The sequence below is a fragment of the Mesorhizobium sp. M0894 genome, from assembly GCF_040319725.1.
Taxonomy (GTDB): domain Bacteria; phylum Pseudomonadota; class Alphaproteobacteria; order Rhizobiales; family Rhizobiaceae; genus Mesorhizobium.
Window position 1 is genome coordinate 172640 of the sequence record NZ_JAMYOG010000011.1, and the last position, 23168, is coordinate 195807.

17 protein-coding genes are annotated in these 23168 nt (G+C 63.6%); 9 read left to right on the forward strand and 8 right to left on the reverse strand.

The features are described from left to right. Positions 1–29 precede the first annotated feature (29 nt). Positions 30–1043: a type II secretion system F family protein gene (locus tag NKH91_RS21700; protein ID WP_352590859.1), complete on the forward strand. Its 1014-nt coding sequence runs from the start codon at positions 30–32 to the stop codon at positions 1041–1043. Positions 1044–1054: 11 nt separating this feature from the next. Continuing rightward, the gene (locus NKH91_RS21705; RefSeq protein ID WP_352483228.1) at positions 1055–2071 is read left to right on the forward strand and encodes a type II secretion system F family protein; all 1017 of its coding nucleotides are present in this window, start codon (positions 1055–1057) and stop codon (positions 2069–2071) included. Between the two features lie 116 nt (positions 2072–2187). On the opposite strand, the gene NKH91_RS21710 is transcribed toward NKH91_RS21705, so the two are convergent. After that, a complete protein-coding gene (locus NKH91_RS21710; RefSeq protein WP_023719528.1) occupies positions 2188–3009 on the reverse strand; it encodes a tetratricopeptide repeat protein in 822 nt (273 codons plus the stop codon). 122 nt (positions 3010–3131) lie between these two features. Between NKH91_RS21710 and NKH91_RS21715 the strand changes: the two genes are divergently transcribed. The 5 genes from NKH91_RS21715 (at position 3132) to pdeM (ending at position 9113) form a co-directional block, all read left to right on the forward strand. Continuing rightward, positions 3132–4499, forward strand: a complete 1368-nt coding sequence (locus NKH91_RS21715; RefSeq protein ID WP_352884976.1) for a leucyl aminopeptidase family protein — start codon at positions 3132–3134, stop codon at positions 4497–4499. A 69-nt stretch (positions 4500–4568) separates the two neighbouring features. Beyond that, on the forward strand, positions 4569–4919 hold the full coding sequence (locus NKH91_RS21720) for a MarR family winged helix-turn-helix transcriptional regulator (RefSeq protein ID WP_023719526.1): 351 nt from the start codon (positions 4569–4571) through the stop codon (positions 4917–4919). A gap of 30 nt (positions 4920–4949) precedes the next feature. After that, complete coding sequence (locus NKH91_RS21725) at positions 4950–5810, forward strand: C40 family peptidase (protein WP_352483226.1); 861 nt, start codon at positions 4950–4952, stop codon at positions 5808–5810. A 67-nt stretch (positions 5811–5877) separates the two neighbouring features. Further along, on the forward strand, positions 5878–8400 hold the full coding sequence (locus tag NKH91_RS21730; RefSeq protein WP_352483225.1) for a ligase-associated DNA damage response DEXH box helicase: 2523 nt from the start codon (positions 5878–5880) through the stop codon (positions 8398–8400). 14 nt (positions 8401–8414) lie between these two features. Beyond that, positions 8415–9113 (forward strand): ligase-associated DNA damage response endonuclease PdeM, encoded by a 699-nt coding sequence (gene pdeM / locus NKH91_RS21735; protein WP_502897786.1) that lies wholly within the window; start codon positions 8415–8417, stop codon positions 9111–9113. Positions 9114–9119: 6 nt separating this feature from the next. Here the strand turns inward: pdeM and NKH91_RS21740 are convergent, their stop codons facing one another. Genes NKH91_RS21740 through NKH91_RS21750 form a run of 3 tightly spaced genes read right to left on the reverse strand, consistent with a single transcriptional unit; the run spans position 9120 to position 13728 of the window. Further along, positions 9120–10055, reverse strand: a complete 936-nt coding sequence (locus NKH91_RS21740) for a dimethyl sulfoxide reductase anchor subunit family protein (RefSeq protein WP_023719522.1) — start codon at positions 10053–10055, stop codon at positions 9120–9122. Between the two features lie 11 nt (positions 10056–10066). Then, complete coding sequence (locus NKH91_RS21745; RefSeq protein WP_352590868.1) at positions 10067–10801, reverse strand: 4Fe-4S dicluster domain-containing protein; 735 nt, start codon at positions 10799–10801, stop codon at positions 10067–10069. Next, positions 10798–13728 (reverse strand): molybdopterin oxidoreductase family protein, encoded by a 2931-nt coding sequence (locus NKH91_RS21750; protein ID WP_352884973.1) that lies wholly within the window; start codon positions 13726–13728, stop codon positions 10798–10800. The genes NKH91_RS21745 and NKH91_RS21750 overlap by 4 nt, the downstream gene beginning before the upstream one ends. A gap of 280 nt (positions 13729–14008) precedes the next feature. On the opposite strand from NKH91_RS21750, the gene NKH91_RS21755 reads away from it, so the two are divergent. Continuing rightward, a complete protein-coding gene (locus tag NKH91_RS21755; protein WP_023719518.1) occupies positions 14009–14911 on the forward strand; it encodes a LysR substrate-binding domain-containing protein in 903 nt (300 codons plus the stop codon). A gap of 5 nt (positions 14912–14916) precedes the next feature. Here the strand turns inward: NKH91_RS21755 and NKH91_RS21760 are convergent, their stop codons facing one another. From NKH91_RS21760 to NKH91_RS21775, 4 genes are all read right to left on the reverse strand, one after another. Continuing rightward, positions 14917–16173: an Hsp70 family protein gene (locus NKH91_RS21760; RefSeq protein ID WP_352483221.1), complete on the reverse strand. Its 1257-nt coding sequence runs from the start codon at positions 16171–16173 to the stop codon at positions 14917–14919. A gap of 107 nt (positions 16174–16280) precedes the next feature. Further along, positions 16281–17072 carry a TIGR02186 family protein gene (locus tag NKH91_RS21765; RefSeq protein WP_023719516.1) on the reverse strand — a complete coding sequence of 264 codons (792 nt, stop codon included), beginning with the start codon at positions 17070–17072 and terminating at the stop codon, positions 16281–16283. Further along, on the reverse strand, positions 17072–17995 hold the full coding sequence (locus NKH91_RS21770; RefSeq protein WP_023719515.1) for a sulfite exporter TauE/SafE family protein: 924 nt from the start codon (positions 17993–17995) through the stop codon (positions 17072–17074). The genes NKH91_RS21765 and NKH91_RS21770 overlap by 1 nt, the downstream gene beginning before the upstream one ends. Before the next feature lie 191 nt (positions 17996–18186). Then, a complete protein-coding gene (locus NKH91_RS21775) occupies positions 18187–22041 on the reverse strand; it encodes a peptidoglycan-binding protein (protein ID WP_352884971.1) in 3855 nt (1284 codons plus the stop codon). Between the two features lie 549 nt (positions 22042–22590). Between NKH91_RS21775 and NKH91_RS21780 the strand changes: the two genes are divergently transcribed. Further along, positions 22591–23052, forward strand: coding sequence for a MerR family transcriptional regulator (locus tag NKH91_RS21780; protein WP_023719513.1), 462 nt, complete (start codon positions 22591–22593; stop codon positions 23050–23052). Positions 23053–23168 lie beyond the last annotated feature (116 nt).

Consider the following 23168-nt stretch of genomic DNA (forward strand, 5'->3'; position numbering starts at 1 on the left):
TCCGTCTGGAAGCGTGGGGGCCAGGGTCGATGTTCGGGATTGACAGCACCGTATTGGCATTCGTCGTGCTCGCCGGCTTCAGCGCCGGCGCAGTGGCCTATGCTTTCCTATTCAATCGGATCAGCACCGAGAAGCAGGTCGGCAAGCGGCTTGAATCGATCAAGACCGCCGAGACGGATCGTTCCGTAGTCAAGGCTTCGCGCGATCGCGTGGCGGAAGCGGCCAAGCGTCGCAAATCCGTCCAGGATTCGCTGAAGGATCTCGACCAAAAGCAAAAGTCCAATCAGAGCCTGGCCAAGAAACCACCGCTGAAGATCCAAATCCGCCAGGCCGGCATGAAGGTCTCGATTGAGCGCTTCTATGTCTACTCGGCGGTCTGCGGCGTCGTCTTGACGGCTTTGGTCTATTTCATCGGCGCACCGCTGCTGGTCTTGCCGGCCGCGCTGCTGGTCGGTGTCTTGGGTCTGCCGCGCTGGTTCGTCTCGTTTCGCCGCGCGCGCCGCGTCAAGGCGTTCCTCAACGAATTTCCGAACGCGCTCGACATCATCGTGCGTGCGGTAAAATCCGGCCTGCCGCTGAACGACGCCGTGCGCCTGATCGCCAATGAATCCCCCGAGCCGGTCAAGACCGAGTTCCGCCGCATCGTCGATTCGCAGCAAATGGGTTTGTCGATCCCCGACGCGGCCATGCGCATGCCCGAAACGATGCCGTGCACCGAGGCGAGCTTCTTCGGCATCGTCATCCAGATCCAGTCTCAGGCCGGCGGCAATCTTTCCGAAGCGCTGGGCAATCTTTCGCGCGTGCTTCGCGACCGCAAGAAAATGAAGGCCAAGGTCCAGGCGTTGTCTATGGAAGCCAAGGCATCCGCCGTGATCATCGGCGCGCTGCCTTTCGTCGTTGCCTTTCTCGTCTATCTGACGAGCCCGAACTACATCATGCCCCTCTTTACCACCAGCACCGGCCATCTGATCCTCGGTTGTTCCGGCGTCTGGATGTCGATGGGTATCCTGGTAATGCGCAAGATGATGAACTTCGAAGTCTAGGATTCGCGCGTATGACCGATCACGTCATCAGAACTCTCACCGACCCGTCCCTGCTGATCGCACTGCTGGTCGGCATCGCGGTGTTTGCGACGGTCTTCACGCTGCTGCCCGCCTTTGGCGGGAACCAGCTCAAGGCGCGCATGAAATCCGTGGCGCTGGAGCGCGATGAGCTGCGCGCCAAACAGCGCGCGCGGCTGGCAGTCGAAGCCGACCGCCGCCGCAAGGGCCTGCGCGAAGAGCAGTCGGTCGGCATGCGCAATATTGTCGATCGCCTGGATCTCAGGCGTGCGCTGGCGGACGAAGGTACCTTGCAGAAATTGAAAGTGGCGGGTTTTCGCGGCCAAAATCCGCTGACGCGCTTCCTTTTTTTCCGCCTCGTCCTGCCCTTCATCGGCTTTGCATTGGCGGCCATATATCTGTTCGTGCTTGGAGGACTGCCCGAGCAGCCGCTTTTCGTGAAGCTGTTCGTCTGCATCGTGGTTGCCTATGCGGGGTTCTACGCGCCGGTGCTCTACGTCAACAACCGTGCGACCAAGCGCAAGCAGTCGATTCAGATGGCGTGGCCGGACGCGCTCGACCTGTTGCTGATATGCGTCGAGTCCGGCATGTCGGTGGAAGCAGCGCTTCGCAAGGTCGCCGATGAGATCGGCGCGCAATCGGTGGCATTGGCGGAAGAATTCATCCTGACCAATGCCGAACTTTCCTATCTGCAGGAGCGCAAGCAGGCGTACGAGAACCTTGCAAGCCGCACTGGCCTCGAATCCGTCAGGTCGGTGTCCCAGGCGTTGGTTCAGGCCGAGCGCTACGGTACGCCCGTGGCGCATGCGCTGCGCGTGCTTGCCGCTGAGAGCCGCGACATGCGCATGAATGCCGCCGAGAAGAAGGCGGCCGCGCTGCCGCCGAAGCTTACCGTGCCGATGATCCTGTTCTTCCTGCCGGTGCTGTTCGCCATCATTCTGGGTCCCGCCGGCATCCAGGTGAGTCAGCGCGGCATCTTTGGCGACCAGCCGAAATCGAGCAGCCAGTAGCCCAAGCGGCGTCGCCACAAACGCTGCTACGATTCAAAGCCGCGCTGCCGGTGTCGCGCGGCTCCTTGCGTTTGACATGTTGCGGAATTCTCGCGCCGGTTCGGCGCTCGAAGCGGTCAGTTGGTGGCAGGCTTTGCCTTGTCCTGCTCCTTGAGCTGGCTCCAGGCATTCTGCTGCGCCAGCATCTGGCGAAGGTAAGCGACGTTGGCCTGCGCCTGTTCCGGCGACAGCTCTTGTGAGGCGATCTTCTCGGCCTCGTCGAAACGTCCTTGCAGACCGACGACCAGCGCTAGGTTCTGGCGGACGCGACTGTCGGCATTCGGCTGCTGGGCGGCCGAGCGCATATAGGTTTCGGCCGTGCGCAAATCGCCTTCCAGCACGTACGACATGCCGAGATTGGAAAGGATCGACGGTTCGTTCGGCTTGAGGTCCAGCGCCTTGCGATAGTCTTGACGCGCCTCGTCCTTTTGGCCGAGCTGGTCGAGAATGGCAGCTTCCGCCGATACAAGTTTCCAGTCAGGATATTCGGGCGTCTGCGCGCGACGCACGGCATCGAGAGCCGGCTCGAACTGTCCGTTGGCGGCAAGCGCCTTGCCATAGGCGGCGAGCACGTCGCGGTCCTTCGGCAAGGCAATCGCCAGCTTGCGCATCACCGCAAGCGACTGGTCGGCGTCACCGTCCATCTGCAACGCCGCGGCATAGTTTGTCGCGATCCGCTTGTCGTTGGGGCTTTTCGAGTAGGACTGCCCGAGCGCCATCGTGGCGTTGTGCAGTTCGCCCGCCGACATTGTTTCCAGCGGCTTGCCGCTTGGGCGAGAAATCGAGCCAGTCGTCAATTTGCTGGTTCCGCAGCCAGCGACGCTTGCGGCAAGCACCATCATCAACGCCGTGGTGATCAGCCTGTTTGCGCTGGCGTTCATCCTGCGGTCGGTCGGCATCGGCACCAGGGCTCCGTTCATGCGCGTGACCATTTGCGTGGTCATCTTCCCTCCCGCAGAAATATTCTGTTAACCCTAACGGAGAGTTAAGAAACGCCGACTCAGAAGCCGGAGACCAGGGAATGCCTGTCGAACTCGTCGAGAAAAAATTGAGCAATGCGCTGCCGGTCCATCTGGTGGCGAAGGATGCACAGGCGGCGGGGGGCCTTGCGCCATCCTCGGTCGCCTGGGCCAAGGCCAACGGCTTTTCCGGCGAGGCCGGCAGGACGCTGGTTGTGCCTGGCGACAACGGTGCGATTGCCGGAGCCCTGTTCGGCACCGGCGACGCCGAGGGCGCAATGGCCGTCGGGGCACTGGCGAGAGCCTTGCCCGAAGGCGACTGGCGTCTTGCGTCCGCACCGGCCAAGCCGGAGCTTACGGCACTCGCGCTGGCGCTCGGCGGCTATGTCTTCACCCGCTATGGCAAGAAGCCTGGCAGGACGCTTCGCTTCGCGCTGCCGTCCGGCGCCGACGCCGCTCGCGTCAGACGCATCGCCGATGGCGTTTTCCTGGCACGCGACCTGGTCAACACGCCGACCAGCGATATGGGTCCCGGCCAGCTGGAGAATGCCGCCTGGACCTTGGCCGCGACGCACAAGGCCGAAATATCGGTGACCAAGGGCGACGATCTTCTCGCCGCCAACTTTCCGATGATCCACGCCGTCGGTCGCGCTTCGGCCGACGCCCCGCGCCTGATCGACATGATTTGGGGGCCGAAGAATGCCGCCAAGGTGACGTTGGTCGGCAAAGGCGTCTGCTTCGACACAGGCGGCCTCGACATCAAGCCCTCCTCGGGCATGCTTTTGATGAAGAAGGACATGGGCGGCGCTGCCAACGTGCTGGGCCTCGCTTCCATGATTATGGCCGCCGGGTTGAAGGTCCGGCTGCGCGTGCTCATCCCCGCTGTCGAGAATTCGATAGCCGGCAACGCCTTCCGGCCAGGCGATGTGCTGGTGAGCCGCAAAGGCATCACCGTCGAAATCGGCAACACCGACGCTGAAGGGCGGCTGGTCCTCGCCGATGCCTTAGCCTTGGCCGATGACGAGGAGCCGCATATGCTGGTCGATATGGCAACACTGACAGGCGCTGCCCGTGTTGCGCTCGGCCCTGACCTGCCGCCCTTCTACACCGGTGACGAGGCGTTTGCATCCGAGCTGGCGGACGCCTCCGTTGCGGTCGAGGATCCGCTATGGCGCATGCCGTTGTGGAAGCCCTATGACGCCAAGCTGGCGTCGAAAATTGCCGATATCAACAACGTCACGTCGGATGGTTTCGCCGGCTCGATCACCGCGGCGCTATTCCTGAAGCGCTTCGTCGAAAAGACCGCCAGCTGGGCGCATTTCGACATCTTCGCCTGGAACCCGTCGGACCGCCCGCACGGCCTTGCCGGCGGCGAGGCGCAAGGCATCCGGGCGCTGGAGCGTGTCATTTCGAACCGCTTCGGCGGATGATGTCTCGGCATAGCCGACGAAGGTGTTGACTGAAACGGAACCGAAACAGTTTTCCGTCATGCTGGACGGATGTCGATTATCATGCGTCCAAGTCAGGCCTTGCGACTGTGGCAGCAGGTGGTGCTGTCGCAGGTGCGCGACGACGCACCCGATCTCACCATGCGCCAGACGGCGATCCTGTTCACCATCTATCTCGATCCGCCGCCGCACACGGTGCGCGGTCTGGCTGCCCGCCTCAATGTCACCAAGCCGGTGATCACCCGTGCGCTCGACACGATGGGGGCGCTGAAGTTGGTGTCGCGCCACCGCGACGAGCTCGACAAGCGCAACGTGCTGGTCAGGCGCACAGTCGAAGGTGCGCTCTTTGTCGAACGCTTCGGCGATGTTATCATTGCCAGAGCCCAAGAGCTGCCGATTTGACCAAATTGTCCATTTGAACGAGTTGCCGATTTGACCGCCAGGGATGCCCGCCTCCATGCCTTCCGCTCCGATCTCGCCGATGCCAGGCTGAGAGGCGAGGTCGCCGCCGACCGGTTCGTCGCCGGCCGGCCGGCTCGCATCACCGCTTCCGTGGCCGACATCCGCAAGGCGCCACGGCCGAATGCCGGTGTCAACACACAGCTTCTGTTCGGCGATGACATTCTCGTCTTCGAGGACGCAGAAGGCTGGGCCTGGATCCAGGGCGAATGCGACGGCTATGTCGGCTATGTCGCCGACACGGCGTTGGGCGCTCGGGACCATGCGCCGACCCATATCGTTTCGGTGCCGCGCACCTTTCTCTATCCAGGACCCGACTTGCGCTTTCCGGTGAGCGGGCAATTGTCGATGGGATCATTGGTGACGGTGACGGGCTCAGCCGAAACACGCGGCACGCATTATGCGCTGTTGCCGTCCGGTCAAGCGGTCATCTCGGGTCATCTCAGGCCTGTCGCCGAGGCGGCCGCCGACTACGTTGCTGTTGCCGAGAGCTTTCTCGGCACGCCTTATTTGTGGGGCGGCGCCTCGGGCTTCGGCATCGACTGTTCCGGTCTCGTGCAATTGGCGATGCGCATGGCCGGCAGGCAGGTGCTGCGCGATTCCGACATGCAGGCGGCAACCATCGGCGAGCCGCTCGTTCCGGGGCCGGACTTTTCCGGGCTTCAGCGCGGCGACCTGGTGTTCTGGAAAGGCCACGTCGCTATCATGACCGACGCCGAGACGATAATCCACGCCAATGGCCACACCATGCTGGTATCGCGTGAAGGACTGAGCGAAGCGATCGCCCGTATCGGCTATCTCTATGGCGGTCCGACGGGGTTTCGCCGGCCGTAACGCGAATCGATCACCTTTTGTTCTGATTCTGCTTGGCGATCGCGCGCCGCCGCGCTACCTCTGACGCGTGACAGAGCAGCCGCGCCTTGCCGAACAGAAAGCCGCCGTCGTCCTGCCCGAGCCATTCGTCAAATGGTTTGCGGAAAAAGGCTGGTCGCCGCGCGCCCATCAGATCGAATTGCTGGCCAAGGCTCAGGGCGGGCAGTCGGTATTGCTGATCGCCCCGACCGGCGCCGGCAAGACGCTGGCCGGGTTCTTGCCATCGCTGACCGAACTGGCCGGCCGGCCAAGGAGAAGGCCAGGGCAGGCGCATCGCGGCATCCACACGCTGTACATCTCGCCGTTGAAGGCGCTGGCCGTCGACATCGAGCGCAATCTCGGCAAACCCGTCGAAGAGATCGGGCTGCCGGTTACTGTCGAGACGCGCACCGGCGATACGCCCGCACACAAGCGCCAGCGGCAGAAGCTGGCGCCGCCCGACATTCTGCTGACCACGCCCGAGCAATTGGCGCTGCTGATTGCCGCGCCCGACGCCAGGCGCTTCTTCGAGGACCTGCGCTATGTCGTACTCGACGAACTGCATTCGCTGGTGACCTCGAAGCGTGGGCACCTCCTGTCGCTTGGCCTGGCCCGGCTGCGCTCGTTTGTGCCCGCCCTGCAGATGATCGGCCTGTCGGCGACGGTCGCCGAGCCCGACGAATTGCGGCGCTGGCTGGTCAGCCAGAATCCACCGGGGCCGATGGCCGAACTGATCGTCGTCATTGGCGGCGCCAAGCCCGAGATCTCCATTCTCGATTCGGAGGAGCGCGTGCCGTGGGCGGGTCATTCGGCCCGCTACGCAACGCCGGAGATCTACAACGAGATCAAGCGCCACAAGACAACCCTGCTGTTCGTCAACACGCGCAGCCAGGCGGAGCTGCTGTTCCAAGAGTTGTGGCGGGTCAACGAGGACACCTTGCCGATCGCGCTACACCATGGCTCGCTCGACGTCGCCCAGCGCCGGCGCGTCGAGAAAGCGATGGGCGAGAACGCCTTGCGTGCCATCGTCGCCACCTCGACGCTCGACCTCGGCATCGACTGGGGCGACGTCGACCTGGTCGTCCATGTCGGCGCGCCGAAAGGTGCCAGCCGGCTGGCACAGCGCATCGGTCGGGCCAACCACCGTATGGACGAGCCGTCGAAGGCGATCCTGATCCCGGCCAATCGCTTCGAGGTGCTGGAATGCAGGGCGGCGCTCGACGCCAATTATCTGGGCGCCCAGGATACGCCGCCGCTGGTCAATGGCGGGCTCGACGTGCTGGCGCAGCACGTGCTGGGCTGCGCCTGCGGTGCGCCGTTCCAGGCCGATGCGCTGTTCGAGGAAGTGCGAACGGCAGCACCCTATGCCGATCTCGACCGGCCGACATTCGATCGCGTCATCGATTTCGTCGCCACCGGCGGCTATGCGCTGAAGAACTACGAACGCTACGCCCGTATTCGTCTCAACAAGGACGGGCTGTGGCGGGTGTCCAATCCTCGCGTCGCTCAGCAATACCGGCTGAATGTCGGCACCATCATTGAAGTGCCGGCGCTCAACGTGCGCTACGTCCAGGCCGGCAGCAGAGGCGCGGCTTCGCGTGGCGGTCGGGTTCTTGGCAAGATCGAGGAGGCGTTCCTCGAAACGCTGACGCACGGCGACACCTTCATGTTCGCCGGCAAGGTGCTGCGCTTCGAGGGCATCCGCGAGAGTGAGTGCTTCGTCTCGAACGCGCCGGGCAGCGACGCCAAGGTGCCGTACTATGGCGGCGGCAAATTCCCACTTTCGACGTACCTAGCCGAACAGGTGCGCGCCATGCTGGACGATCCGCAGCGCTGGAAGAAGCTGCCGGAGCAGGTCGCCGACTGGCTACGTTTCCAGGCCGACAAGTCGGTGCTGCCGAAACGCGACGATCTGCTGATCGAGACCTTTCCGCGCGGCAACCGCTACTACCTGGTGGCCTATCCGTTCGAGGGCAGGCTGGCGCACCAGACGCTGGGCATGCTGCTGACCCGCCGCCTCGACAGGGCGGGAGCCAGGCCGCTCGGCTTCGTCGCCACCGATTATGCGCTTGCCATATGGTCGCTGGCCGATATGGGTCACATGTTCAGGGCGAAGAAACCGTCGCTGGCTGCGCTCTTCGATCAAGATATGCTGGGCGACGACCTCGAAGCCTGGCTCGCCGGCAGCTGGCTGTTGAAGCGCACCTTTCGCAATTGCGCGCTGATCTCGGGATTGATCGAGAAACGCCACCCGGGCCAGGAGAAGAGCGGCCGCCAGGTGACCGTGTCGACCGACCTCATCTACGACGTGCTGCGCAGCCATGAGCCCGACCACATCCTTTTGCAGGCGACGCGGGCCGATGCCGCGACCGGTCTGCTGGATGTCAGCAGACTTGCCGAGATGCTCTCGCGCGTCCAGGGTCGAATCATGCATAAGAATCTCGAGCAGATATCGCCGCTCGCCGTGCCGATCATGCTTGAGATCGGCAAGATGCCGGTGCACGGCGAGGCCGATGAGACGCTGCTGATGGATGCAGCCACGCTGGTCGAGGAAGCCATGGGGACGAAATGACTGTGGCGCTGGCAATGGCTGCGACTCTGGCGGATACGGGCGCCGTCCGTATCGCTGGCGAACGCGCGATCTGCGACCGCCGCGGCGTGCTCTATTTTCCCGAATTCCGGCTTCTGGCCGTATCCGACCTGCATCTGGAAAAAGGCTCCTCACTGGCCAGGCGCGGCACGCTGGTTCCGCCTTACGATACCGGCGCCACGCTGCTCCGGCTGCAGACGGTGATTGCCGATTATCAGCCTGCGATCGTCATTAGCCTGGGCGACAGTTTTCACGATGGCGGCGGCGCCGCGCGCATGCACGCAAGCTTTCGCGAAAGGCTGGAAGGGCTGATGGTTGGGCGCGACTGGTTCTGGGTCGCCGGCAATCATGACCCGGAAGCACCGGCCGACCTGCCGGGCGACACCGTGCGCGAGCTGGCCATCGGCTCTCTGCTCTTCCGGCACGAGCCTTCGGCGATAAGGGTGGAGGGCGAGATATCAGGCCATCTGCATCCTTGCGCCCGCATCGTCCAGCAAGGCCGTTCGGTGCGGCGGCGCTGCTTTGCCGGCGATGGCGGCCGCATGATCATGCCGGCCTTCGGCGCCTACACCGGTTCGCTCAATCTCCTTGACCGCGCCTATGCCGGGCTGTTCCGCCGCGAAACGCTGATGGCCTATATGCTTGGCACTGAGCGCATCTTCGCGATTTCCCACTCGATGCTCAGGCCGGGCTGAGCTGCCCTATCGTCCGTAATAGAGGGTAACAGTGTGCTTGGCCTCGGCGAAGAACAGCCAGCGCTCCACCAGCATGCCGGCGAGTTGGGCGATTGCGGAGAGTATCGACGAAGCCGCCGCAAAGGGCCACGGCAAGGCAAACGCCGCAATCAGCAGCAAAGCGGGCAAGGCAAAGGCCAGAGCCTGGGTGATCAGCCGCAGCTTTGCGCTGTGCTTGCGTGCGATGCGAAAGCCCATTTCCTTGAGCAGATAGTTTTCCTCGGTATGCGGCCATTCCATCGACCGCACCGTGCCGCCGGAAAGCCCGGTTGCGGTGTTGGCATTGGTCGGGATCTCCAGCCTATCATTGTATCGCCAGGTCGCCAGCTTCAAACCCCAGCCGAGCGCGGTCAGCAACAGGGCAGCCGCCAGAAGCATATTCGAGCCTGCCGCAAATCCCTGCAGCAGGGCGTTGAGCAGTACGCTGCCGGTCATCGCCGAAAAGATCAGATAGCCGGGCAGGGTGAAGCGGCTGTGCCATTGGGCGATCGGCTTCAACGACGCGTAGATCATGCCGGTGGTGCAGACGGTTGCGACCGCGCCGATGGCAGCGAGCAGCCCGGCGACAGCCACCCAGCCGCTCGTACGGCCGAGGACCACCCAGCCAATACCGAACAGTCCCGCCGGCACGAAGGTGGCGACCGAGGCAACGCCTTCGCGCGACAGCCATGAGCTACGCCATTGCGAGAAGGCACGCCAGGCGCGTTCGGGCCGGCCGAGATGGCCGGCCGAGGACAGCAGGCCTGCCGAGATCAGGCCGAGCGACAGCCCCATGCCGGTGAGGCCAAGCCAGAAATCGGGCGGGATAAAGCCCTGTCCGGCCAACACGCCAAGCAGCGCGAGCAGGCCGTAACCGGCGCCCGTGGCGGTGGTGAAAAAGACGACGGAGAAGGCTGGATGCATGAAGGCGCGGGTCAGTTCGAAAGCATGCGGTCGACCCAGCCAAGGAAACCGCCTTCGGCTCGCACCGGCTGGAGCGCCTGTGCCGGCACCGATGCGGCGCGATTGATGTGGGCGCGTGGCGGCAGATATTTGTTGGTCGGCCTGTAGCCCATCTCCGGCATCAGGTCGACACCGCCGCGCTCCGCCACCAGTTGCGAGATAGCCGATGCCGGATCGCCCAGATCGCCGAAATGCCGCGCGCTGGTCGGGCAGGCGGCAACGCAGGCCGGCACGCGGTCTTCCTCCGCCAGATTGTCGTTATAGATGCGGTCGACGCACAGCGTACATTTCTTCATCACGCCGACATCCGTGTCGAATTCGCGCGCGCCGTAGGGGCAGGCCCAGCTGCACAATTTACAGCCGATGCATTTGTCCTCGTCGACCAGCACGATGCCATCCGACGCCCGTTTGTAGGAGGCGCCGGTCGGGCAGACCGTGACGCACGCCGGTGTCTCGCAGTGCAGGCAGGAGCGCGGGAAATTGACCGTGCGCCCACCCATCTCGGTCATGTGCTCATAACTGTGCACGCGGTTGAACCAGACGCCGTCGACATTGCCGCCATAGGGGTCGATGTCGGTTAGCGGCGCCATATGGCCGCCGGTGTTCCATTCCTTGCAGGCGGTGACGCAGGCCTGGCAACCAACGCAGGTGTCGAGGTCGATGACCAGGCCGAGCTTTTTGTCGGTGTGGGCGGGAAGGCAAGTCATTCGGCAGCTTCTCTCTCCCGACGGAATTCGGCGCCGAAACTGAGCTTGTCGGGCGAGGGCTCGAAGTGTGGCGGCTGCCGGAACCGCTCGAATTGCGGCTCGGTGAAGCCAGCTTCCTCGGCCGCGCATTTGACGATGCGCACGCGCAGGTCGAACCATGCCGCCTGGCCGGTGACAGGATCGGAATTCGAATAGCGTTTGCCATTCGCATCGGCAGAGGTCTGGTCGCCGATGATGTGGTTGAGCAGGAAGCCGCGATTGGATTCGGCCGCGTCATCCTTGAGCCCCCAGCTGCCGCGCCGTTTGCCGATCGCGTTCCAGGTCCACACCGTATCGGCGTTGACGCCGTCGATCAGGCTGATCTGCCCCTTGACCTTGCCGTTGATGCTCTCGATCCACACCCAGTCGTCATCGACAAGCCCGAGGCTGGCGGCGGTCCGATTGTGCACGAACAGCCGGTTCTGGCTGGTGATCTGCCTTAGCCACGCATTCTGCGCGCCCCAGGAATGGTACATGTGCATCGGCCGCTGCGTCAGCGCGTGGAGCGGATAGGCTTGGCTATCGACTGCAGCCTCTTCGAAGGGCGCGTACCAGAACGGCAGCGGATCCATATAGGTCTCGATACGGCTGCGCTCCGCCTCCGGCGGCAGCACCCCGCCATGGCCGCGCGCCGCAAGGCGAAAGCGCTGCATCGGCTCGGAATAGAGTTGGAAGACGATCGGCTCGGCCTTCGGGATGAAGCCCATGCTCTCGGCGAATTCGAGATAGGAGCGGTTGGCCATCTTGTAGTAGCGCTGATCGGCGGCGAAATCCTGGTGCCAGAAGCCGCCATTATCGATGTAGCGCTGCAACTGGTCGGGATTGACGTCGCCCTTGCCGACCGAGGCCCCGTCCTTGCCGCGCCAGCCGGCGAGCGGACCGACACCTCGCGTGCGCTCGTGATTGACGATGTAGTCGGCATAGTCGCGGTATTTGGCGGAACCATCGTCGTCGACGAAGCCGGGCAGGCTGAGCCGCGCGCCGAGTTCGATCAGCACCGTCTGGAACGGCCTGACGTCGCGATCCGGCTCGACGACGGGATGGCGGATGGCGTCGCCCGGCCCGTCGGCGTGGCTGATCGGCCGATCGAGCAAACTGATACAGTCATGACGCTCGAGGTAGGTCGTGTCCGGCAGCACCAGATCGGCAAAAGGTACGGTCTCGGAATAATAAGCGTCGGAATAGATGATGAACGGGATCGTGTACTCACCCGACGCATCAATATCGGTCAGCATGGCCATCGTCTCGACGGTATTCATCGACGAGTTCCAAGCCATGTTGGACATGTACATGAACAGAGTGTCGATCGTGTAGGGATCGCCGGCCCAGGCGTTGCGGATAACCGTGTGCATGAGCCCGTGTGCGGCCAGCGGCGCATCCCAGGAGTAGGCCTTGTCGATACGGATCGGTTTGCCGCCTTCGTCGATCAGCAGGTCCCCCGGTCCGCAGACGAAACCGAGCGGCATGCCCTCGAGCGGCGTCATCGGCTTCACATTCTTGCCGGCTGGCTTCGGACCCGGCGGTGCAGACCGTGGATAAGGCGGTTTGAAGCGAAAGCCGCCCGGCACGTCCACCGTGCCGAGAAGCACCTGAAGCAGATGAATGGCGCGGCAAGAGTGAAAACCGTTCGAATGGGCCGAGATGCCGCGCATCGCATGCATCGACACCGGCCGGCCCTTGATGGTCTCGTGCCGGCGGCCGGCCCAGTCCGTCCACGCCACCGGCAATTCGATTTGCTGTTCGAAGGCGACATGAGCGAGTTCGGCGGCGATCCTGCGGATGGTATCGGCGGAGATGCCGCACCGGTCAGTGACCGCCTCGGGTGAATAGCTCTCATCCAGATAGCGGTCGGCGACGAGTTGGAAGACCGGCACGCAACGGCGGCCGTCGACGAGAAAGCTGCCGGTCAGTGCGGGCTTCGCGTCGGCGTCACTGGCATTGACTGGCATCTTCGCCACCCTGTCCCAAGCCAGCGGATTGCCGTCGCCGTCGCGCATGAACAGCCCGTCATCGACGGCTCCAGGCTCCTGAATGACGAGGCCGTGGGCGTTGGTGTAGCGCAAGAGGTAGTCGAGATCGACGCGGCCTGCCTTCAGCAATTCGTGGATGAGTGCAAACACGAACAGGCCGTCGGTGCCGGGCCGGATGCCGATCCAGTCGTCGGCAATCGCGTTGTAGCCGGTGCGGCAGGGGTTGATCGAGACCACCTTGGCGCCGCGTGCCTTGAGCTTGCCGAGACCGATCTTGATCGGATTGGAATCATGATCCTCGGCAACCCCGAACAGCATGAAGTACTTGGTGTTGTCCCAGTCGGGCTCGCCGAACTCCCAGAACGAGCCGCCGATCGTGTAGAGGCCGCCGGCCGCCATGTTGACCGAGCAGAAGCCGCCATGGGCGGCAAAGTTCGGTGTGCCGAACTGGCTCGCCCACCAGCCGGTCAGCGATTGCGACTGGTCGCGCCCGGTGAAGAAGGCGAGTTTCTTCGGATCGGTTCGGCGGATATTCGAAAGCCGCTTCGTCGCGATCGACAAAGCTTCCTCCCACTCGATCTCGCGGAACTCACCCGAGCCGCGCGGGCCGGTGCGTAGCAGCGGCTTCTTCAGCCGGGCCGGGCTGTAGTGCTGCATGATGCCGGCGCTGCCCTTGCCGCACAACACGCCGCGGTTGACCGGATGGTCCTTGTTGCCGTTGATGTAGCGGACTTTGCCGTCTTTGATGTGGACGTCGATGCCGCAGCGGCAGGCGCACATATAGCAGGTGGTCTTGGCAATGCTGTCGGAGACATCAGGCGAAGTATCGACGCCGTCGCCTTCGGCGGGCGCGCGCGTATCGGCAAGCGGCCGTTGGGATGGTGCTGAGTTGGCGCCGCGTAGCGGTTTGTTGGTCATGATCCGGCGATGTTTTTGCGTTCCGCGGCCTTGGCTCTCGTCTTCGGGCCTGGGCCGCGCATGTAATGCTGTTCCGGACGATAGCGCTCACCGACGAGCCGCCACCGCAGGCTGCAGGACCAGTGCGTGAACACGGATTTGAACAGCCTCACCAATTTCTACCCTCGACTGTTCTGGCGCGACTTTTTTCCAATTTCGGGCTAAAATTTAGAACAAAGCAATCAATCTGTCTAACAACTTGCTCTTGTAATTCCAATCGGATTTGCTTCTTAATGCTGGCATGACTCTGGACCAATTGCGGATCTTCGTCGCCGTCGCCGAACGGGCGCACATGACCAAAGCGGCCGACTTGTTAGGCATTTCACAGTCGGCCGCGTCCGCCGCCATCCGCTCGCTCGAACAGCAGCACGGCGTGCAGTTGTTCAACCGAGTGGGCCGCAATATCGAGCTCGCCGAGACCGGACGCCGGTTCCTGCCGGAGGCCAAGGCGGTTCTCGAGCGGGCGGCGGCCGCCCACAACGTGCTGGAGCATGTCTCGCAGACGATATCAGGCAGTCTCTCGATCGCTGCCAGCCAGACCATCGCCAGCTATTGGCTGCCGCGCCGGCTCGCTTCTTTCCACGAAGCCTATCCTGCCGTCAGGCTGAGCGTGAGCATTGGCAACACCAGGCAGGTCGAGACCAATGTACTTGATGGCGCAGCCGATTTTGGCCTGGTCGAGGGGCGCACCGAATCCGACATTTTGCGGCGTGCCAAGGTCGATATCGATCGCATGATGCTGGTCGTGGCGCGCTCGCACCCTGAGATCGCGGAAGTTTCGCCTGGGCATCCCGACCTTGGCGGGCTTCGCTGGATCATTCGCGAAGGCGGGTCGGGCACGCGCGAGGCGCTGGAGGACCTTGCCCGACGCGACGGGATTTCGTTCGCGGACCTACAGATATTCCTGGTATTGCCGAGCAATGAGGCTATTCGCCAGGCGGTCGAGGCCGGCGCCGGCGCCAGCATCATTTCGGAACTCGTCGTCGCGCGCGCGGTCGCCGAAGGCAGTCTGCGTTCCGTGCCGATCGATCTGCCGAAGCGCGAATTTGCCATGATCACGCATCGCGACCGGCAGCCAAGCCTGGCCCAGATGGCGCTCAAGGCGCATCTCGGCGGCAAAGCTGAGAGAGCCGCGCCGCTTTAAGCCGATCAGGCGAACTTCCGCTGTGCGTCGAGCGCCAGCCCAAGCCCGACTGAGCCGAACACATCGCCTTCGATAACCGACGCCTGCGGCACCAGAGCCAGGATCTGCTGCCTGGCCAGCGGGATCGCGGTCGATCCGCCGGTCAGGAACACCGCCGTGATGTCGGAGGGCTTCACCTGTGCGTCGCGGACGGTCTGCTCGACGGTACCTGCAACGCGCTCAATATCCCGAGCGATAGTGGCTTCGAGACCTTCGCGCGTGATCTCTGCCGTGAACCTCACCTCCGGTAGCGCGACCTCGATACCGGCCGACGATCGATCCGTCAGCTCGATCTTGGCCCTTTCGACCAGCGCCGCCAGCGCGTGGCCGTAACGATGCTCGACGATGTGGATGAAGCGGTCGACCAGGTCTGCGCGCTCTGCCTCGTAGCGGATCTGGCGAAGATGCGTCATCGCCCTTGCGGTATAGACCAGGTTGATGCGCTGCCATGTCGCCAGGTCGATGAAGTAGCTCGCCGGCAGATTGCGCTTGCCATCCTTAGTCGACGTCAGATAGCCGAGCTGAGGCATCACATGGGCGATGCTCAGCAGCCGATCGAAGTCGGTGCCGCCGATGTGGATGCCGCGGCTGGCCAGGATGTCGTCCTTGCGGTCGAGCGAGCGGGCGCGCTCGGGCGAGACCCGCACGATCGAGAAATCGGACGTGCCGCCGCCCATGTCGATGATCAGCGCCAGTTCCTCGCGCGTCACCTTCTGTTCGTAGTCGAGTGCCGCCGCGATCGGCTCGAATTGGAAGGCGATGTGCTTGAAGCCCTGAGCGCGAGCGGCATTTTCGAGTTCGTGCTCGGCCTCGGCGTCGGCCCCGGCGTCGTCGTCTACGAACTGTACCGGCCGTCCGATTACGACGCTTTCGACTGTGTCGAGGGCGTTTTCTTCGAGCTTCTTTTTCAGGTGGCCGACAAATAGGCTGACAATTTCCATGAAGCCGATCGAGCGCGCCTTGATGCGCGTCTTTTCGTGAGCGAGCGAGCTGCCGAGAACGCTCTTCAGCGAGCGCATCAGGCGGCCTTCGATACTGTCCGTATAGTTGGCGATGGCGCGTCGCCCGAAATAGGTGCGGTTGTCCTCGAAATTGAAGAACACCGCACTGGGCAGAGTGACTTGGCCGTCTTCCAAGGCCACCAGCCGCGGCTGCCCGTTCCTGACCACGCTCACGGTGGAATTCGAAGTGCCGAAGTCGATACCGGCAAATGCTGGTCGCATCGTGCGTTCCTATATTCTGATTTGGGGAGCAGCAGCTCGTGCCCGGTCGGACCGGGGATCGCGGTCTAGCCCATACCCTCGGAAAGGGAAACCACTTTTACGAGAGTTCAGTCTTTCCTGAAGACCAGTCTTCCGAGCCAGCCTGTCAGCATGGCCAGCGATACGGCAAAGACACCGTAGAGGAAGGAGTAGTCGTGGGCGACGCGGAAGATCGACTGTTCGAAACCGGACTTGCGGATTTCGAGCTGGGCGGAGCTTTCCTTGATGAACAGGCCGCTCTTGAACAGGAAGGCGCGCGCCTTGTGGGTGCCGACCGGAACGTTGGGAGCGAGCCTGACGGTGGCGCGGAACAGGTTCTGCGACAGGAACTGCACACCGCCGACATTCTCGCTGTAGAGGCCTGTTGCCGCCTTGCGCTCGCGCAGCGCGGCGGTGAACTCCTCGATTGTCGCCGGGCTGTCCTCGGCGTCGGCCGGCTGCAAATAGAGGTTGGAGGCGCCAAGCGACAGCTGCTTGTAGCTGTTCGGATCGGTGACGTCCTGCAGCGGCCGCGTCGTCGCCACAGAATAGGAGACAGGTACGTTTTCGAAGGTCTCCGACTCCAGATTGACCCAGACGCCGAGCACCCGGTCCTTGCGGCGCACGACGACCGGTCGGGCCGGGCCTTCCAGCACAACGATCACGTCGTAGCGCCCTTGCCGTGCGACAAGCGGATCGGCATTTTCCAGCGATCCGAAGATGGTCAGGTCGGCGCCGGAAAAGCCGGCGGTAATCGAGACATTGTCGGTGGAAAGGCCGATCTGGATGTTTTCGGTTAGTGGCGTCTGTGCCTTCGCCGCTGACGCCGCGGCCAGCAGCGACAGCAAGGCGGCGGCCGCGAGCGTCCTCAAGCCAGCCATCAGCTCAGGCCCACGCCGGACAGCGAATAGAGATTGGGAGGCGTGACGAAAAGATCGATGGCGAGCCGGATGGCGACCGCCAGCACAAGCAGCGCCAACAGCGCCCTGAGTTGTTCGCCCCGCAGCCTCTGACCGGCCTTGGCGCCATATTGTGCGCCGGCGACGCCGCCTGCCATCAACAGGAAGGCGAGCATGACGTCGACCGTCTGGTTGGTGGTGGCGTGGACCAGCGTGGTGTAAGCCGAGGTGAAGATGATCTGGAACAGCGAGGTGCCGATGACGACGTTGGTCGGCACTTTCAAAAGGTAGATCAGGGCCGGCACCATGATGAAGCCGCCGCCGACGCCCATGATCGACGATAGGAAGCCAATCGCCGCGCCCAGCCCAAGCACCGGAATGACGCTGACGAAGAGCTTCGAGGCCCTGAACCGCATCTTCAGCGGCAGGCGGTGGATCCAGTTGTGCTGGCCGGATTTCTTCAACACCGGTGCGGCGCCGCTGCGGGTGACGCGCAGCGCATTGATACTCTCGACCAGCATCAGCCCGCCGACAGTGCCGAGCAGCACGACGTAGAGCAGCGAGATGAACAGATCGAGCTGGCCGAGTCGGCGCAGGAACGCAAAGACATAGATGCCGCCGGTCGAGCCGACGATGCCGCCGGCCAAAAGCACGCCGCCGAGCTTGAAGTCGAGCGTGCCGCGCTTCATGTGCGACAGGGCGCCGGAGAAGGAGGAAGCGATGACCTGGTTGGCGCCGGTGGCGACCGCAATCGCGGGCGGTATGTTGTAGAAGATCAGCAGCGGCGTGATTAGAAAGCCGCCGCCCACGCCGAACATGCCCGACAGGAAACCCACCGCTGCGCCCATGGCCAGCAGCACGAAGACGTTAACGGAAATTTCCGCGATCGGGAGATAGATGCCCACCCGTCAGTCTCGATCAGTTTGCCTCCTGGCGAATGCAACCGTTGCGGGCATTTTGCGCCAGAAGGCTATCTCGTTCTTGCGCCGGCCGGGCGGTGAAGTCAAACTTCGTCGCACCGCCGAAACAAAAAACAACTCAATCAGTTAACAGGCAAATCTGTGGCAAGGGCGTCGCGGAAACGACGCATCCGCCGTTATTTGCGCGCGAGCAACGCCTTGACCAGCTTTTCGTCGATCGCGCCGGTTGCCTTCATGTCGTTGTCGGTCTGGAAGGCCATGATCGCGTTCTTGGTTTTCCGGCCCATCATGCCGTCGGGATTGCCGGCCTCGTAGCCGTTCTTGTTGAGGATGCGCTGGATGTTCTGGACCGCTTTCTTCATGTCGATGCCGGCCGTCGTCTGCGGTGTGCCGTCCTGCCACGATTCAGGAATGTCGGCCGAATTGGCGGCTGGATCGAGCGGCTTGGCCTTCCACAGCTCGGCCGCGGCACGCGTACGCTCCAGCTGCTCGGGTCTCAGGGCTTTGGCGATCTCGTCGCGCTTGGCCGCCGCATCCTTGTCGCCGGTCTTGGCGACGAGCGCGAACCATTTGTAGCTCTCCTCGAGGTTCTGCTTCATGCCGACGCCCTTCGCCGCAAGGATGCCGAGATTGAACTGGCTGTCCTTGACGCCGAGGTCCGCCGCCGCCTGGAACCAGCGCGCTGCCGATTCATTGTCGGTCACGCCATCCGCCGCCATCGCAAACAGCACGGCCAGATTGTGCATGGCGCTGGCGTTGCCCTGCTCTGCGGCAAGCTGGTACCAGGTCTTCGCTTTTTTGATGTCGCGTGCGACGCCGATGCCCTTCTCGTAGAAATTGCCGATGCGGTATTCTGCCGGTGCGAAACCGAGATCGGCAGCTTTCTCGTACCATTTGGCCGCCGCTGCCATGTCTTCCTTGACGCCGCGCGACTCGGCGTAGCGCGAGCCGATCTCGAACAGTGCCTTGGCGTCGCCGCCGGCCGCTGCATCGCGCAGGGCGGCCGGACCGACACCGGCCGGAACCTCGATCTTGGCAACGCTTGCCGCGGCAGCATCTGCCGGCGGCACCGTGCCCGTCGTGTCCTGCGTCGCAGCTGTGGTGGTAGCAGGCGCGGCAGCCATTGGCTCGGCGTCGCTGGCCGTCGCCGCTGCCGGTGCGGGCACTGCGGCCGTGGCGTCTGGCGCCGCCATGTCAGGGGCTGCCGCGGGGGCTGTCGATGCCTCGGTTGCCGGTGTGGCGGGGCCGGTTTGCGCCGCCGTGTCGTCCTTGGTCGTCGCTGCGGACGGCTCTGCCTGCCTGACGATGGAGGACGGCGCGCTATCCTGCGCTGCCGTCTGCGCGTCCGCCTTCGGTTCGCTGGCAACGCTGGCCAATGCAGTCTCCACCGGCTGTGCGGCCACAGCCGGCGCCGCGTCATTGTTGGCGACTTCGACCGGATCGGAGAAGAAGGCTTTGCCCAGTTGCAGGCCGGCAAGCGCCAGCATGATGGCAATTGCCCCCATCAGGATCGGCTTGCGCCGCGCCTTGAGCAGGTCGCCTATCCTGAGCGCCTTGACCGGGCCTTTCATCGTCGACTGGCGCTTAAGGGCGTCCGCCTCGGCGGCCGCCGCTTGCGCAGCCCGTCTGGCTGCCGCGATGAAGTCCGATTTCGCCGCTTCGGCGCCGCCTTCGCGGGCCGGCTGCCCGCGCTCGTCGCGCACACGTTTCATGATGGCGCTGAGGTCGGGGGCGCCGGAGCCGGGTTCCAATGGCCGATTGGCGACCTTGGGGTCGAGCGGCTCGTCCAGATCGACGCTCGGTATTTCGACGCTCGACGCCGAGCGGGCAAGCGGCGGCATCTCGGCCTCCTTCTTGCCCTTCAAGGCGCGCGCCAGCCCGCCTAACATCGATTTCCTGCCGCCGCCGTGCTCGGTTTTTTCATGCGTCGTGTCTGAACCGAGGGCCGCCAGGGCGGCTGCCGCGGCCGCCTCGGCCGGCGTACGCGGACCTGGCTCGTCGCGCACGAGCGCCGCGGTGCGACCGTCCAGATCGGCCATGTTGCCCGTTAACGGCAGCGGCTGGTCGATGTCCATCGACGGTGCGTCCTGCACCGAGATCTTGGATGCCCGTCCGAAGCGTTTGCTCAACTCTGCGCTTGCCGGTTCGCCGGTCTCCAGTGAACCTAGCCTGTCAACAATCTTGAGCAGCGTGTCGTGGATAGCCTCGAACGTCCTTGAATTGCGCTCGTCCGAACGGCGCGTCAGCGCCTCGAGCGTCTTCAGGTCCTGGGCGAGGCCGGTAACGGCCGCCGTGTTGGCGCTTGATCCGGCCAGCGAGCGGACGGCGCTCTCGGCCGCCTCGCGCGCCGCGCCGAGGATGGAATCGCGGGTTCCGGCCAGCGACTTCTCGATCTCGTTGAGGCGCGGGCTGATGTCGTCGAATTCCGGCAGCGGCGTGCCGGGCTTGGAAAGATGCGCCGTCAGGCCCGCGACCTGCGCTTCGAGGCTGCGGATCAACGCCGGGTCGATGCTGGCGACCTGTGCCGCGGACGAATCCAGCCGGCTTGAAATGTCTTCGAGCCGGCTCTCCAGGCCGCGGATCGCCGCCTCGCTGGCGGGATCTGGAACGCGCGTCTCCATCCGCCTGGCCAGCGCGGTGAAGCGGGCGTCGATGGCATCCATGATGCCGGCGCTGTCGACCTGCGGCATGCGCTGATCCAGCCTGTCGGCGACTTCGTCCAACCGGCGCTCAAGGTCGCGAAACAGCATGTTGCCTTGTTCGATGGCGTCGCCCTGGCGACGTTCCATCATGCTGGACAGCACATCGAAGCGCTGCTCGAGCCCCTGGAAGATGTAGTCGGCGTCGGGCATGGCAGGTGCATGGTCGATCTTGTCGGCGATAAGCGCGACTTGCCTGGCAAGGCGCTCCATAGCTTGTTCCGGCAGATTGGCTCGGCCGGCCAGCTCATCCACGCGGCTCGACAATGTGTTGAGACGGTCGATGACCTCCCGGCCCGGACGATCCTGCGACACTTCTTCGATTTGGTGGGCCAGTGAATCGATCCGCTTCTCGATGCGTTCGAAGGGCTCGGGGTCGAACGAATTGGCTTGCGCGGCAACCGTCGAGGCGACGATCGCGCGGGAAATCTCGTCGAGCCGCTCGTCGATCTGACTGAATGTGTCGCTGCCGCGATTGTCCTGCTGGCGGGCGAAATGGTCGACCGCTCCGGCAAGCATGCGGACCTTTTCCTCCAGCGAGCGCAGCGACAGCGATTCCGGCAGATTGCTGACGGCATTGCTGATCTGTTCGAGCCGCTCGGTCAGCGCCGACAGGCCGGGCGCGTCGGAGCGCTTGCGCTGATCGGCGTCGACGCGGTCCTCGAAGGCGCTCCAGCGGCGGTCGAAATCGTCCCAGCGGCGGCCCACTGCCTGCACGCTCTCCTCGCGCGCCAGCGTATCGAGAGCTGCCTTGACCTGCTCAAGCTCGAGCCGCAACATATTGACGCTTCTGTCGTCGCTTTTTTCGGCCAGCGTCTGGATGGCGCCGGAAAGCCGCTCGAATTCGACGCCGAGTTCGGCGCTGCCCTTGCCGCCGCCATTTGACTGGTAGGCTCGCTCGATATTCTTGCGCAGTGCGTCGAACTCGCGTTGCAGGCCGGAGGTCATCTGCTGGCGAAGCTCTTCGCGCAGGCCGCGCAATTCGCCAGCGATCTTGCCGGCTAGGGCGACGCCGTCCTCCTGGCCGCGCACCCGGTCGATATCGCGGGCGATCGCCTGGTAGTTCTGGTCGACGGCCGCCGCTGGACCTTTCGGCCGCTGCGCGTCGCGTGGGTCCTCGTACCGGCGCTGCTGGCCATAGGGTTGGGCACTAGGATAGCGCGGTTCTGCCGCTGGTCGGCGTGGACCGGGATGGCTTGCAGTCTCCTCGCGCGTCCGCTCCAGTCGCTGCTCCAGCGTTTCCAGGGAACGGTTGAGCTCTTCAAGCGTCGTGTGCGGCCTGCGCTGCCTGCCGGCGTTGAGTGTATCGAGGTAGGACCGCTTGCTGTTCATCAATGCGCCCGTTTCAGAATTGCTGGCTTTCACCAGGTTCCCAAAGTCCTGCCGGGACGAACGCGACTGCTTGGCTTGTTGCAGTGGAAGACGAGCTTCCCGGGTCTTACCCGCGCTCCGAAAACCGTGAAAAATTCAATACAGGATAAACACGGGTAACCGACATGCGCACATTTCGCCCCAACGTGGTAAACAACGCGTTAACCAAGCTTAAGAAGTTGCAACTTTGTCGACTGGCTGCGGACGGCGCCGGGTGTCTTTTTGGACGCACAAAAGACGCTGTAGAATTTTGATCAGCCGCATGATCGCTCCCGAAATCGGCCACGACTTTTAGGTTATCCACCGGCGCTGCGGCATAAAGTTCCAAGCCCAGAACGCTCTTGCGTCGTAAGGCGGCTATCGATATAGCATTGACGTAAACGTAAACGAGCGGATTACGCCGTTTGCGATTTGTTTGTTGAAACCACGAGTGGAAGCACGCCCCCGCTTTCACTCAGGCGACGCAAGGTCCGCGACCGCGACGCCACCAGACGGGGAAAGCCAGTGACCATGAAACTTATTTCGCCCGGCCAAGCCGCGGCCAATACCAACGATATGTCGAGCGAAGCCGGTGAAGAGCTTGTCCGCATCGGCGAAATGGCCAAGAAATACGGAGTGACGCTGCGCACGCTGCGTTTCTATGAGGACAAGGGTCTACTCAACCCGCAGCGTGACGGCTCAACCCGTCTCTATACACGCCGCGACAGGGCCCGGCTGAAACTGATCTTGCTCGGCCGCAAGGTCGGGTTCTCGCTGCGTGACGTCAAGCAGATGATGGACCTCTACGATCCGAACGGCTCCAACACCAAGCAGTTGCGGTTGGCGCTCGACAAGTCGGAGAAGCAGCTTGCCCGCCTGCAGAAGCAGCGGGCGTTGATCGATGACGCCATCAGCGAACTGAGTGCCTCGATGTCGACCGTCCGGCAAATGCTGATCGAGCGCTCGGCGCCGCAGGCCAGCGTGGCGAGCTAAACTAAACCTGCCGATTTCTGACGAATGAGAACCGGGGGGGGGGGGGGGGGGGGGGGGGGGGGGGGGGGTGGGGGGGGGGGGGGTGGGGGGGGGGGGGGGGGGGGGGTGTTGGTGAG

What these genes read in the sequence shown, in the direction of transcription:
- NKH91_RS21700 (WP_352590859.1), top strand. Translation starts at nt 30, where the DNA reads ATGTTCGGGATTGACAGCACCGTATTGGCATTCGTCGTGCTCGCCGGC.
- NKH91_RS21705 (WP_352483228.1), top strand. Translation starts at nt 1,055, where the DNA reads ATGACCGATCACGTCATCAGAACTCTCACCGACCCGTCCCTGCTGATC.
- NKH91_RS21710 (WP_023719528.1), bottom strand. Translation starts at nt 3,009, where the DNA reads ATGCCGACCGACCGCAGGATGAACGCCAGCGCAAACAGGCTGATCACC.
- NKH91_RS21715 (WP_352884976.1), top strand. Translation starts at nt 3,132, where the DNA reads ATGCCTGTCGAACTCGTCGAGAAAAAATTGAGCAATGCGCTGCCGGTC.
- NKH91_RS21720 (WP_023719526.1), top strand. Translation starts at nt 4,569, where the DNA reads ATGTCGATTATCATGCGTCCAAGTCAGGCCTTGCGACTGTGGCAGCAG.
- pdeM (WP_502897786.1), top strand. Translation starts at nt 8,415, where the DNA reads ATGGCTGCGACTCTGGCGGATACGGGCGCCGTCCGTATCGCTGGCGAA.
- NKH91_RS21740 (WP_023719522.1), bottom strand. Translation starts at nt 10,055, where the DNA reads ATGCATCCAGCCTTCTCCGTCGTCTTTTTCACCACCGCCACGGGCGCC.
- NKH91_RS21745 (WP_352590868.1), bottom strand. Translation starts at nt 10,801, where the DNA reads ATGACTTGCCTTCCCGCCCACACCGACAAAAAGCTCGGCCTGGTCATC.
- NKH91_RS21750 (WP_352884973.1), bottom strand. Translation starts at nt 13,728, where the DNA reads ATGACCAACAAACCGCTACGCGGCGCCAACTCAGCACCATCCCAACGG.
- NKH91_RS21755 (WP_023719518.1), top strand. Translation starts at nt 14,009, where the DNA reads ATGACTCTGGACCAATTGCGGATCTTCGTCGCCGTCGCCGAACGGGCG.
- NKH91_RS21760 (WP_352483221.1), bottom strand. Translation starts at nt 16,173, where the DNA reads ATGCGACCAGCATTTGCCGGTATCGACTTCGGCACTTCGAATTCCACC.
- NKH91_RS21765 (WP_023719516.1), bottom strand. Translation starts at nt 17,072, where the DNA reads ATGGCTGGCTTGAGGACGCTCGCGGCCGCCGCCTTGCTGTCGCTGCTG.
- NKH91_RS21775 (WP_352884971.1), bottom strand. Translation starts at nt 22,041, where the DNA reads ATGAACAGCAAGCGGTCCTACCTCGATACACTCAACGCCGGCAGGCAG.
- NKH91_RS21780 (WP_023719513.1), top strand. Translation starts at nt 22,591, where the DNA reads ATGAAACTTATTTCGCCCGGCCAAGCCGCGGCCAATACCAACGATATG.